The sequence below is a fragment of the Phenylobacterium sp. genome (genome assembly GCF_031360265.1).
Taxonomy (GTDB): domain Bacteria; phylum Pseudomonadota; class Alphaproteobacteria; order Caulobacterales; family Caulobacteraceae; genus Phenylobacterium.
Genome location: NZ_JANMBF010000150.1, coordinates 1 through 11,867 on the forward strand (window position 1 = coordinate 1; position 11,867 = coordinate 11,867).

14 protein-coding genes are annotated in these 11,867 nt (G+C 67.3%); 9 read left to right on the forward strand and 5 right to left on the reverse strand.

Annotated elements, in window-relative coordinates; all coding sequences use genetic code 11:
* Window positions 1-94: 94 nt before the first annotated feature.
* Window positions 95-1,078: an NrtR DNA-binding winged helix domain-containing protein gene (locus RMN86_RS13945; protein WP_309606460.1), complete on the reverse strand. Its 984-nt coding sequence runs from the start codon at window positions 1,076-1,078 to the stop codon at window positions 95-97.
* Window positions 1,075-1,719, reverse strand: a complete 645-nt coding sequence (locus RMN86_RS13950) for an HD family hydrolase (RefSeq protein ID WP_405041351.1) — start codon at window positions 1,717-1,719, stop codon at window positions 1,075-1,077. The genes RMN86_RS13945 and RMN86_RS13950 overlap by 4 nt, the downstream gene beginning before the upstream one ends.
* A 110-nt stretch (window positions 1,720-1,829) precedes the next feature.
* Here RMN86_RS13950 and RMN86_RS13955 point away from each other — a divergent pair, with 110 nt between their 5' ends.
* Complete coding sequence (locus tag RMN86_RS13955; RefSeq protein WP_309606461.1) at window positions 1,830-2,642, forward strand: universal stress protein; 813 nt, start codon at window positions 1,830-1,832, stop codon at window positions 2,640-2,642.
* A gap of 18 nt (window positions 2,643-2,660) precedes the next feature.
* A complete protein-coding gene (locus tag RMN86_RS13960) occupies window positions 2,661-3,032 on the forward strand; it encodes a hypothetical protein (RefSeq protein WP_309606462.1) in 372 nt (123 codons plus the stop codon).
* Here RMN86_RS13960 and RMN86_RS13965 read toward each other — a convergent pair.
* Both RMN86_RS13965 and RMN86_RS13970 read right to left on the reverse strand, forming a co-directional pair.
* The gene (locus RMN86_RS13965; protein ID WP_309606463.1) at window positions 3,029-3,856 is read right to left on the reverse strand and encodes a hypothetical protein; all 828 of its coding nucleotides are present in this window, start codon (window positions 3,854-3,856) and stop codon (window positions 3,029-3,031) included. The two genes, RMN86_RS13960 and RMN86_RS13965, sit on opposite strands and share 4 nt — an antisense overlap.
* 110 nt (window positions 3,857-3,966) lie before the next feature.
* The gene (locus RMN86_RS13970) at window positions 3,967-4,836 is read right to left on the reverse strand and encodes a MoxR family ATPase (RefSeq protein WP_309606464.1); all 870 of its coding nucleotides are present in this window, start codon (window positions 4,834-4,836) and stop codon (window positions 3,967-3,969) included.
* 135 nt (window positions 4,837-4,971) lie between these two features.
* Between RMN86_RS13970 and RMN86_RS13975 the strand changes: the two genes are divergently transcribed.
* A complete protein-coding gene (locus RMN86_RS13975) occupies window positions 4,972-5,670 on the forward strand; it encodes a glycosyltransferase family protein (protein WP_309606465.1) in 699 nt (232 codons plus the stop codon).
* A complete protein-coding gene (gene pseH, locus RMN86_RS13980) occupies window positions 5,667-6,239 on the forward strand; it encodes a UDP-4-amino-4,6-dideoxy-N-acetyl-beta-L-altrosamine N-acetyltransferase (RefSeq protein ID WP_309606466.1) in 573 nt (190 codons plus the stop codon). The genes RMN86_RS13975 and pseH overlap by 4 nt, the downstream gene beginning before the upstream one ends.
* Here pseH and RMN86_RS13985 read toward each other — a convergent pair.
* Window positions 6,236-8,032 carry a tetratricopeptide repeat protein gene (locus tag RMN86_RS13985; protein WP_309606467.1) on the reverse strand — a complete coding sequence of 599 codons (1,797 nt, stop codon included), beginning with the start codon at window positions 8,030-8,032 and terminating at the stop codon, window positions 6,236-6,238. The genes pseH and RMN86_RS13985 overlap by 4 nt on opposite strands.
* A 232-nt stretch (window positions 8,033-8,264) precedes the next feature.
* On the opposite strand from RMN86_RS13985, the gene flbT reads away from it, so the two are divergent.
* The 5 genes from flbT to RMN86_RS14010 all read left to right on the forward strand — a co-directional run bounded on the left by flbT (window position 8,265) and on the right by RMN86_RS14010 (window position 11,692).
* On the forward strand, window positions 8,265-8,690 hold the full coding sequence (gene flbT / locus RMN86_RS13990; protein ID WP_309606468.1) for a flagellar biosynthesis repressor FlbT: 426 nt from the start codon (window positions 8,265-8,267) through the stop codon (window positions 8,688-8,690).
* The gene (gene flaF, locus RMN86_RS13995) at window positions 8,650-9,018 is read left to right on the forward strand and encodes a flagellar biosynthesis regulator FlaF (protein ID WP_309606469.1); all 369 of its coding nucleotides are present in this window, start codon (window positions 8,650-8,652) and stop codon (window positions 9,016-9,018) included. The genes flbT and flaF overlap by 41 nt, the downstream gene beginning before the upstream one ends.
* Window positions 9,019-9,472: 454 nt before the next feature.
* Complete coding sequence (locus RMN86_RS14000) at window positions 9,473-10,306, forward strand: flagellin (protein WP_309606470.1); 834 nt, start codon at window positions 9,473-9,475, stop codon at window positions 10,304-10,306.
* Between the two features lie 90 nt (window positions 10,307-10,396).
* On the forward strand, window positions 10,397-10,690 hold the full coding sequence (locus RMN86_RS14005) for a hypothetical protein (protein WP_309606471.1): 294 nt from the start codon (window positions 10,397-10,399) through the stop codon (window positions 10,688-10,690).
* A gap of 174 nt (window positions 10,691-10,864) precedes the next feature.
* Window positions 10,865-11,692, forward strand: coding sequence for a flagellin (locus tag RMN86_RS14010; protein WP_309606472.1), 828 nt, complete (start codon window positions 10,865-10,867; stop codon window positions 11,690-11,692).
* Window positions 11,693-11,867: the final 175 nt, after the last annotated feature.

The window sequence follows — 11,867 nt, forward strand, 5'->3', positions numbered from 1 at the left end:
CGCCACGTCCTGGGTTGGGTGTTCGGCCCGCCCGGCTGGAGCCCCGACGACAGCCGCGACACCAGCGCCTCGTTGAAGGCGCAGTGGGCGGCGTCTATTCCCGCAACAGCGGCAAAGACAGCCCCGACACCGGCCGGGCGCCCAGGATCTCGCGTCTGAAGCGGTAGAGTTCGGCGGGGCGCCCTCCAGTGTCGGCGTCCATGCGGCCGAGACCCTCGACCAGCTCGGCGCGGTCCAGGGCGCGGCGGAAGTTCTGCTTGTGCAGCGGCACGCCGGCGATCGCCTCCACGGCGCGCTGCAGGGCCGAGAGCGTGAACGCCTCGGCCATCAGTTCGAAGACCACGGGGCGGTATTTCAGCTTGCCGCGCAGGCGGCTGACGGCGGTGGCCAGGATGCGGCGGTGGTCGGAGAGCATCGGCTCGCCCAGGGCCGCGGCCAGCGGCGGGGGCAGGGGCGCGGTGGGCTCGCCGCGATCGCGGCCGGCCTCACGCGCCAGCCCGGCCTCGTAGAGCAGCTCATAGCGCTCCAGCACCCGCTCCTCGTTCCAGGGCGCGCCGTCCAGGGCGAAGAGCAGCCGGGCGCGGCCGAGGCGCTGGGAGTCGCCGTCGGCCCAGCGGCGCAAGGCGGTCTCGATCAGCGGAAGGGCGGCCGGCCGACCCTCGCGCCAATCCTCGTAGGGGAAGAACCGCGACCAGGGTCGCCACTCCGAGCCGGGGGCATGGGTCTGAACGGCGGTCTGCGCCAACGCCAGGTAACCGACGGAGATCACGCGGGCGTGGTCGGAGCGGGCGCCCATATCGGCCAGGGGCGCGTCACGGCCCTTGTCGCCAAAGGTGTAGAGCTGCTCCACATAGCCCAGGTTGAACCGGGTCTGCTCGGTGACGAACGCCCGCATGGCCAGCTCGAATGTGCGGTGTCCCAGGGGGTCGAACGGGCCGAACGGCAGGCCCTCCAGGCTGGCGCCGGGCGGACGCACGCTCAGCACGGCGGCGTCGCCGCCGTGGATGGCGACGACCACGGCGGAAAGACCAATCACCACCGGCGTGCCTTGCGGGGCCTGAGCGGACCGGTCGCTCATTCAGTGTCAAAGGCCGAGGGGGTGGCGTGATAGCCTGCGGCCTCCGACAGCACCTGGTAGCGCTGGAGATAGCGCGCCTGGGCCTGGGCGGGGGCCAGGGGGTCGATCTTCAGGGCGTATCCCGCGGGCGGCGCATCGAAGAAGGCGAGCGATTCCGCGTGACTGAATCCGGCCAGCTGGGTCGCCTCGAAGAAGGCGCAGGCTCGGTCGGCGCGCTTGATCAGCGTCTTGATCGTCGCCGGCGTCTTGGCCGGCAGGCCAAAGCGCGTGTGAATTGCGCTCTCCAGCCGCGCCTCGAACGTGCGATAGTCGACCCCGAGCGCGGCCTTGAAGGGCGAGATCATGTCGCCGATCACATATTCCGAGGCATCGTGCAGCAGGGCCGCCAGCCGCCACCGCGGTTCCACCCCGGGCCGGATGTGGGCGACGATCTCCTCGACGACCACGGAATGCTGGGCCACCGAGAACGGGTGCTCGCCGGTGGTCTGGCCGTTCCAGCGGGCGACACGGGCCAGGCCGTGGGCGATGTCCTCGATCTCGATGTCCATCGGCGAAGGGTCGAGCAGGTCGAGGCGGCGCCCCGACAGCATGCGTTGCCAGGCGCGCGGCTCTTTCGCGGGACGACGCAGCCCTTTCCTCACGAAAGCATTCCCTCCACAGTCAAGGTCGTGAACTGGCGCACGCCATGCCAAATATCAATGCGAGCATAGGGCCTATTGGCCGTAAGTTCACGTAAGGAGGAGCCGAACCGATGAGCTGGGCTCGAATTATGGCGCCCCTGTCCGGCGGCAGGGGAGATGCGGCGGCGGTGGTCGCGGCGGTCATGCTGGCCGAACCGTTCGAGGCCGAGATGGCGGGCGTCTATACCCCCGCCGACGTGGCCGACGTCATGCCCTGGATGGGCGAGGGGTTCCTGGGCGGCGTGCAGACCGCGGCGCTGGACTCGCTGAAAGAGGCGGCGGAGGCGGGCGAGAAGAACGCGCGCGCGGCCATGGCCGCCTCGACCTACCCCAAGAGCCGGTTCATCGCACTGCAGACGCCGGTCTGGGCGGGGCTGTCGGCGGAGAGCCGGCTTTCCGATGTGGTGGTGTTCACGTCCGACCCGGCGCGGGGGCGCGGACCCCTGGCCGAGGCCTTCCAGCAGATGGTGGCCGACGAGCAGCGACCGGTGCTGATCGCCCGCGAGGGCTTGCGGGTCGGCGGCACGGTGGCGGTGGCGTGGGACGGCGGCAAGGAAGCTTCGCGCGCCGCGCGGCTGGCGCTGCCCTTGCTGGAAAAAGCCGCCAGGGTGGTGATTCTGGCCGCGCCGAAGGCCAGCTCGCGAAGTTTCGACGCCGCCCGCCTGAAATCCTACTACGCCGCACGCGGCGTGGACGCCGAGGTGGACCTGCTGCCGGACACCGGCGATGCGGCCCCGGTGCTGCTGTATGCGGCGCGCAAAGCGGGGGCGGACATTCTGGTGGCTGGCGCCTTCGGCCATCCGCGCCTGCAGGAATTCATCTTCGGCGGAACGACGCGGACGCTGCTGAGTTCTGAGCATCCATCGCTATTCCTGTCTCACTAGCGCCTTGAGGACCCCCAAATGACCCTGTCGCGTATCGTCATGCGCCTGGCGCGCAATCCTGGCACCGAGTTCGCCGGCGGCGATGACCATCGTGGCTATGCCCTGACCGCGCCGCTGACCGACGACGGCCACCTGGACGCGGCGGCCTACGCCAAGGCCCGGGACGCCTGCACCGTGCGCCGCTTCGCGCCTGACGAGGATCCCGCGGATGGCCGGCTGTCACGCAGAGGATCGCGCTGGTTCTTCGATTACGACGACTCCGACGCCGCCGATGACGAACCCCTGCACCGTCTGGGCGAGCACCGGTTCGCCGTGGGCGAGTACGTCACCGTCACCGACGAGGATGGCCGCCCCTTGACCTACAAGGTTGTCGAAGTACAGCGGACCTAAACCCCGCCGTTCCTGCGCACCAGACGCTTCACGTGGTCGAAGACGTCATGGTGGTCGCGCGCCTTGACCTTCACCACGGCGACCGTAACCGGTCCCGTTTTTGGCCCGCCGGCCTCGTAGCCCACGGCCGTCCAACCGTCCTTGAGGTTGTCCTGCGCCAGGATGTAGGTGGCGCGAAAGCCGCGGCGTTCGCGGGAGAACGCCTCGCCACGCAGGCGCACGTCGCGGGCGATCCTCACCACCGCGCCGTTCTCGCCGGCGTTGACGTGGATCATCCCGACATTGACGTCAGCCTTGCCGTTGTCGTCGGCGTTGATGTGTATGCCGGGCAGGTCGATGTGGGCGTGCTCGCCCTTGCCACGGCTGGCGTCGATGCGGAGCCCGGCGGCGTCGTCCCCGTCGGTCTCCTTGGCATCGCGTCCGGCGTCTTCGGCGGCTTCTTGTGCGGCCTTCGCGGCGTCGGCCCCCGGGCCCTTGGCATCCGCGGAGGCGACCTTGAGGGGGGCGGCCTCGGCCTTGTCGCCGGTGGTCTTCGCGCCGGCGCCCGCCGCGTCGGCTGCGATTTCGGTCTGAAGCTCCGCCTCGATCGGCGCCAGGACCGTCTCGTAGCCCGCGGGCGCCGCGATCAGGCGCAGCGACACCTCATTCCCGCCGCGGGTCGTATAGAGGCAGGTTCGCTGGTCCGCCGAGACGCTGGTGCGGGTCAGATCGCCCTCGGTCGCTGGGCACTCCAGGGTCGTTCGCGCCGTTGGAGCGACACCGGGCGCGCAAGCCGCGCTCGCTAGGGCGAGCGCGGATGCGGCGAGCAGAACTAGCGGCTTCATGGCGAAAGGGCTCCGGTCCATTCACCAGGAACCTGACCGGAGCCCCTTCAAAAGGCGAGTGAATTCGACGTAACGCCACCAGCGGCCAGGCGCGCCGTGATGGCCGGCGGCTACTGTCCGGGGCGCGATCCGGCGCCCTCGCGCCGCGCCAGGAAGGCCAGGCGTTCGAACAGGTGGACATCCTGCTCGTTCTTCAAGAGGGCGCCGTGCAGCGGCGGGATCAGCTTGGTGGGATCGCGCTCCGCCAGGGTCTCGGCGTCGATGTCTTCGACCATCAGCAGCTTCAGCCAGTCGAGCAGTTCCGAGGTCGAGGGTTTCTTCTTCAGGCCTGGCACCGTCCTCATGTCGTAGAAGATGCGCAGCGCTTCGGCGACCAGCTTTTGCTTGATGTTGGGATAGTGCACCTCGACGATCTCGTTCATCGTCTCAGCCTCGGGGAAACGGATGTAGTGGAAGAAGCAGCGGCGCAGGAAAGCGTCCGGCAGCTCCTTTTCGTTGTTCGAGGTGATCAGCACGATCGGCCGGACAGCGGCCTTGATCGTCTCATTGGTCTCGTAGACGTAGAATTCCATCCGATCGAGCTCCTGGAGGAGGTCGTTGGGGAATTCGATGTCGGCCTTGTCGATCTCGTCGATCAGCAGAACCGGGCGCACGGGGCTTTCGAACGCCTCCCAGAGCTTGCCCTTCTTGATGTAGTTCTTGACGTCCTTGACCCCGATCTCGCCCAGCTGGCTGTCGCGCAGGCGGGTGACGGCGTCATATTCGTAGAGACCCTGGTGGGCCTTGGTGGTCGATTTGATGTGCCAGGTAATCAGCGGGGCATCGAGCGCCTTGGCGATTTCATAGGCCAGCACGGTCTTGCCGGTGCCGGGTTCGCCCTTGATCAGCAGCGGCCGCTCGAGCGCGATGGCGGCGTTGACCGCGACCTTCAGGTCTTCCGTGGCGACATAGTCGTCCGTGCCTTCAAAACGCTGTCTCATTCGGGGTCCCCAGGGCGGGCCTGACCCGCGTTCGAACAGTTGTTTACCTGCCGCCAGCCTAAAGGCCAACACGCGCCATGCAAGCGGCATGAGGTCGCGCTGTCTGGGTCGGCGATTCGGCGGTAGAGGTTGGCGGTGAACCTTGCCATCCTTCAGGCCCGAATGACCTCCAGCCGGCTGCCCGGCAAGGTCATGGCTTCGGTGCTGGGCGAGCCGATGATCGGCCGCCAGATCGAGCGCCTGCGCCGGTCCGCCCGGATAGACCGGCTGATCGTCGCCACCAGCCACGAGCCCAGCGATGACCCGCTCGCCGCCTATTGCCAGGGCCTGGGCCTGGACGTGGTCCGCGGCGCCCTGGACGACGTGCTGGGCCGGTTCGCGGCCGCGCTGGCCGACCACCCAGACGCCGATGTCGTGGTGCGGCTGACCGCGGATTGCCCACTGGCCGACCCGGCCCTGATCGACGCGGTGATCGCGCGCCACCATGCGACCGGGGCCGACTACACGTCCAACACCCTGGGAACCCGGACCTATCCCCACGGCCTTGACGCCGAGGTGGTCCGCGCGGAGGTTCTGATGCAGGCCGCGCGCCTTTCCGAAGACCCCCATGAGCGCGAGCACGTCACGCCCTACATCTACCGGCGTCCCGAGGTCTTCCGCCTGGCGGGGGTGACGCGGCGCCCGTCGCTGGCGCAGCTTCGCTGGACTGTCGATGTCGCCGACGACCTGGCCTTTGTGCGCGGGGTCTACGCCAGCCTCTATCCGGGCGACCCGGCGTTCACCAGCGAGGCGGTCGTCGCGCTCGATCCCAACAGCTCGACGTGGCAGGCATGACCCGCGCGCCCGTCGTCGCCATGCGCCCGCTGGACGCAGTAGACAGCGCTCGGGTGCTGGCCTGGCGCAATCAGCCCGAAATCGCGGCCTGGATGTATAGCGACCATGTGATTTCGCCGGACGAGCATGCGCGCTGGTTCGCCGCCGCCCTCGTCGACGCGAACCGTTGCTACTGGGTAATCCAGGCCGATGGCCGGCCGGTGGGTCTGGCCAACCTCTACGACATCGCCCCTGAGCACGGGCGCTGCGCCTGGGCCTACTATCTCGCCGACCCCTCGACGCGCGGGCAGGGGATCGGGGCCTTCGTCGAATACTGGGTGATCGAGCACGTCTTCGGCGCGCGGGGTCTGGGCAAGCTCTGGTGCGAGGTGCTGATCGGTAACGAGGCGGTGTGGCGGCTGCACGAGGGCTTCGGCTTTCGGCGCGAGGCGCTGTTCCGCCGGCACGTCAAAAAGGCGGGCGTACCCGCTGACGTGGTCGGACTTGGCCTGCTGGCTACCGATTGGTCGGCCCATCGCCAGGCGAGCCGGACCCGGCTGGCCGCCCGCGGGTTCGACCTGGGGGGCTAAAACTCCGCGGCGTAGGCGCCGAGCGCGCCGGCGACCTCGTTCATCACCGCGTCCCACTGGCCGACGCCGGGCGGCAGAAAGACGCGAGTCCTCGGATACCAGGGGTAGCTTGCCGTTCCGAGCCTTGGCCAGGCGCCAGGCGTGGAAATCAGGAAGGCCGGCACGCCACAGGCCGCGGCGATGTTCAGGGTGGCGTTGGAAAAGCCGACGACCAGGTCCATGGCGCCGGCGAGGGCGGCGACGTCGTCGAGATCCTGCTTCAGATCGATCCCCGGCGGTGACCAGATGTCCACGCCGAAGCGCGACCGGGCCAGGGTCAGTTCCGCCTCGCAGTCCCCGTACTGCAGGTTGACGAAGGTCACTCCCTTGTGCGCCAGCACCGGCGCCCAGGCTTCGAAGGCCGAGAAGTGCCGGTGGCGGGCATCCTTGCTGACCAAGCTCTTCCAGAGCAGGCCGACCCTCGGTCCGGGCGGCGCCGCGTTCAGCGCCGCGCGCCAATGGGCCACGCGAACCGGGTCGGCGGCAAGGTAGCCGGGGGTGGTCGGGAAGCTGTCCGCCGAGCGCCGGAACTCGCGGAGCAGGGAGGCGATCGGCGTCCATAGATCGACGGTTGGGCCGCGGGCCTCAAGGGATGGAGCGACACGCGCCAGGCAGCCGCCCACGACGTAGGTGGCGTGGCCCTCGACCTCAGCGCCGGGAAAGGCGCGCTGGAACAGTGGGACGAGCCGCGGCTCCACAGCCAGGATCAGCCGGCCCATCGGGCCCAGGCGCTCGATCACTTGCGGCAAGGTGTTGGCGAACAGGATCTCATCGCCGAGGCCCTGTTCACCGACCACCAGCAGGGTCTTGCCCTTCAGGTCGCAACCGGGCGCCCATCGGGGTCGATCGATCATGAACTGGGTGCGGCCATTGAACTGGGGGTGAAGGCGCGCCTCGTAGTCGTCCCACCCCTCGCCGACGCGGCCCAGATCCATCAGGATCGTCGATCGCGACAGCCGCATCATCTGGCGTTCGTCCTCGGCGATCACCCCGGCCAGGGCGGCGTCGCAGTCCGCCAGCGCGCCCGGCGCGTCGCCGAGGATCAGCTTGGTGTTGCCCAGGTTGTAGCGCGCCTTGGGGAAGGCCGGGTCCAGACGAATGGCTTCTTCGAAGAACACCTGGGCGTTGGCATAGTCGCCGCGGTCGGACATCACCGTGCCCATGGTGTTCCACAGCATGGCCACGTCCGGCGTCCGCAAAATGGCAGGCCGGAGGATTTCGATGGCTTCGTCCGCGCGGCCCTGATCCCGGATCGCGCAGGCCAGGTTGTTGGATCCTTCCGGATGGTCAGGATGGCGATCCAGGAAGTGGCGGAACAGCTGTTCGGCCTGCGACGTCATGCCCAGCCGAAAAGCCAGACGACCCAGATCGTTGGCGACCTCGGCGTGGTCGGGCAGCAGTTTCAGGGCGGACTCATAGGCGGCGATCGAATTCGCGAAGTCACCGCTGCGTTCGAGGGCGATCGCCAGCAGATACCAGCCCAGGCCGCTGCGTTCATCCTGTTCCAACGCCTTCAGCGCCCATTCACAGGCGCTCTTGGCATCCTCCGCGCGGATGGCGTCGAGCGCCCGCTGCAGCATCGGGGCGGCCTGCAGGGACTTCAGTTCCGCGACGGCCTCGTTCAGTCGCGCCAGCGCGTCCTTCGAGCCTGACACACCGAGCGAGTCGCCGGCCATCTTCGGCGCCGTGCGCCCCGCGGTCTGAAGGGCCAGGGCGATGCCGGAGGGGGCGTTGGGCTGGGCCTGACGCGACATGGGATTCGGGCTCCGAGGATTGAGGCCAGTGGTGCCGGAGCATGGCTAACGGAACCTTAAGATGAGCGCTCGCGACCCCGCCCAAGGCGCTTTGCCGCCGTTTCTTTGCGCAGCAAGGCGCCGTTAACCCCGCGCGCTTAACTCTGACGTGCGCTGGGCCCCGCAAAACGCGACAATGGGTCATTCGAACCGGACGAGAGGTTCGTGGGCGATCGGGATCGGGAGGCGGGGCTTGCCGCTTAAATTGTCGCTGAAGCCGGGTGAGAAGTTCGTCCTCAACGGAGCCGTCGTGCAGAACGGCGATCGCCGCGGCGTGCTGGTCCTGCAGAACAAGGCCTCGGTCCTGCGCGAGAAAGATATCATGCAGGAGGACGAGGCCACCACGCCGGCCCGCCGCATCTATCTGCCGGTGATGATGATGTACCTGGATGAGGCGGGGGCGGATCGCTACTACGACGAATTCGTCCGCCGGTTGACGGAGTTCATGGGCGTCATCGCCAACACCGACATCCTGGCCGACTGTGTGGCCATTTCCAAGAACTGCATGGCGCGGGAGTACTATCGCGCCCTCATGCAGTGCCGGAAACTCATCGACTACGAAGACGAAAGGCTGGGGCATGTCCCTTCAGGCGTATCAACAGGCCGCGACGCGGGCTGAAAGCCCGCGCGAGATGGAGTACCGTCTGTTCGCGCAGGTGACGCTCGCGCTGATCGACGCCACCAAGATCGACCCGACCGAGATCCATCGCCGTGTCGACGCGCTGGACTGGAACCGGCGCGTCTGGTCGGCGCTCAGTGACGACTGCGCCAATCCCGCCAACCGCCTCCCGCCGCCTCTGCGCGCGTCCATCATTTCGCTCGCCCACTGGGTCGGCCGGCACACCAGCGCCGTGATCCGGCGCCAGGAAGAGATCGAGCCCCTGATCGAGGTCAATCGCCTGATCATGCAGGGCCTGGCCCCGAATGCGGCGGCCGCGGCGGCCTGACGGCGCCTCCGCCTCCTGGCGGGGATTGAGGGAACGCAGACTCTATCTTCGGCGCGCGTCCGGCATCGAGGTCGCGCCGCGCTTCCGACGCCCTGGGGGCCACGGAGGTTCTCATGGTGCGTTGCCGCGGCGGTGAATCCAAATGCGCAAGCCATGCAGTGGCGCGCCGCGATCCGTGAAACCGGGCGGTCCAGGCTCCAGGGTCCGCGTTCCCGCCGCCGCCGACGTGCGCTTTCTGCCGGGTCACTCGGCAGATTCTGCCGATTGAGCGTTTCGCCCTGCAGAAATTGCCGGCGAGAGGCGTGGATAACAGACCTATAACTCCGTGAATTCAGTTAGTTGCGCGGCGAGACCGGGACCGGTCAAATGGCCCGATGCTTGCTGCCTAGGGAGCGGGCAAAACGCCCACGGCTGTCAAAATGACGGCTGCCGACCTTGAAAAAAGGACGACCCCATGACGTTCAGCGTCAATACCAACGTCGGCGCTATGATCGCGCTGCAGAACCTGAGCAAGACGCAAGCGGACCTGATGACGACCCAGAACCGGGTCAACACGGGCCTGAAGGTGGCTACCGCGAAGGACAACGGCGCGATCTGGGCCATCGCCCAGAACCAGCGCGCCACCTCCACCTCGTTGAACTCGGTCATCGACTCCCTGAACCGCGGTCAATCGACCGTCGACGTGGCGTTGTCGGCCGGCTCCTCCGTTTCCGACCTGCTTCTTCAGATGAAGGAAAAGGCCCTGGCGTCCTCGGACGTCACGCTGGACGCCAACAGCCGCACCGCGCTCAACGACGAGTTCAAGTCGCTGCGGGACCAGATCTCGAAGGTCGTGACCAACGCCGTGTTCAACGGCGGCAACATGATCAAGTCGGGCGGTACGACGATCCAGGCGCTGGCCAATGCCGACGCCACCTCGGTGATCACGGTCGCCACCCAGGATCTGTCGCTGGGCGGCGCGGCTCTGACCACCAATATCGGCGCCTCGGCCTCGATCGGCACGGTGACCACGGCCACGGCGATGATCGCCTTCGTCAATACCGCGATCGCCAACGTCTCGAGCGCCCTGTCCAAGCTCGGCACCGGCTCGAAATCGCTCGCCTCTCACATGACCTTCATCCACAAGCTGCAGGACACTGTGAACGCGGGTATCGGCAATCTGGTGGACGCCGACCTGGCCAAGGAAAGCGCAAATCTCCAGGCGCTGCAGACCAAGCAGCAGCTGGGCATCCAGGCGCTCTCCATCGCCAACCAGTCGTCGTCGATCCTCCTCGGCCTCTTCCGCTAGGCCGCCTGACGGTGGCGGGAGGGTTCGCCCTCTCGCCACCGCCTTCTTCCCAATGGAGCGTAGGCGCCAAAAGCGCCTTCGAGAGGAGAGATGGAAAACAAGGTTGCGCCCGCCGCAGCCACGCCCGATCCGACATCTGCCCAGGCGCCTGCCGCATCGCGCTCCACCACGGAGTTGCCCGCGGGACGCGCCACGCCGGGCAAGGATCCGGTGGATATGCGGCTGGTCATCGAAGAGGACGCCAACGCCGGCGGCACCTACATCTACAAGACCATCAACCGCCTGACCGGCGAGGTGATCCTGCAGCTGCCAAGGGAGCAACTCCTGAAGCTGCGCGAGCGGGTCGCCTATTCGGCCGGAGACGTGGTCCGCACCAAGGCCTGACCCCGCCGGCTCCCTGGCCGCGGCGATCGATCTTCCGTCCCGCCCCGGTCCGCCGGCGGCGGCGCTGGGCGTCTTGCGTTAACCTTCTGCTCACCGCGAACTTCTAGCTTGTTCCTCGATCCAGCCCGACTCGCTCGACGCGGGCGGCGGGTGGACGACGAGGAGATCGGTTCGATGGCGCTGAGCGTACACACCAATGAGGCCGCCCTCATTGCGTTGCAGAACCTCAACAAGACGCACATGGATCTGGGCGAGGTTCAGAACCGGATTTCCACCGGCCTGAAGATCAACAACGCGCGCGACAACGCCGCCGTATGGGCCATCGCCCAGGGCCAGAGGGCCGATATCGGTTCGCTTGGCGCCGTGAAGATGAGCCTGGACCGGGCCAAGTCCATCGCCGACGTCTCGGCGACCGCCGGCTCCACCATCTCCGACCTGCTGGTGCAGATTAAGGAGAAGGTGGTCGCCGCCATGGACCCATCCATCGACGCGGCCTCACGCACCGCTCTGAACTCTGATTTCAAGTCGATCCTGCGCCAGATCACCCAAGTCGTATCGAACGCCAACTTCGACGGCGCCAACATGATCAATGGCAGCGTCAGCCAGATCAAGTTCATCGCCAACGCCGACGCCAGCGGCTTCATCACCCTGTCGAGTCAGAATCTATCGCTCGGCGGCGCCATCATCACGATCCCGGCGACAGCATCTCTGGGGACGATCACATTCGCGACGGCCGTTCTGGCCGAAGTTTCCACGTCGATCGCCAATACCAACCAGGCGCTGGGCAACCTCGGATCGCAGTCCAAGCAGCTCGCCAACCACGCCGATTTCGTTTCCAAGCTGACGGACCAGCTTACGGCGGGCGTCGGCAACCTCGTGGATGCCGATCTGGCCAAGGAAAGCGCGCGCCTTCAGGCGCTGCAGGTGCAACAGCAACTGGGCACCCAGGCGCTGTCGATCGCCAACCAGGCGCCTCAGGTGATCCTGGCGTTGTTCAAATAGCCTGTTCCGTCGGGCCTGGGTAGGGTCCGGGCCGCAGCTCTTGGATTTCCCGCGCTCCAAGCCGTGCGGGCATATTTCTCACGGTTATTCAGGGTTTTTTCCTGGCATCTTAACAAACGCTAAGGTCTGTCGCTGATAGGTTGTCGCTGCGGAGCTTGATCCGCACAGGGCGCGC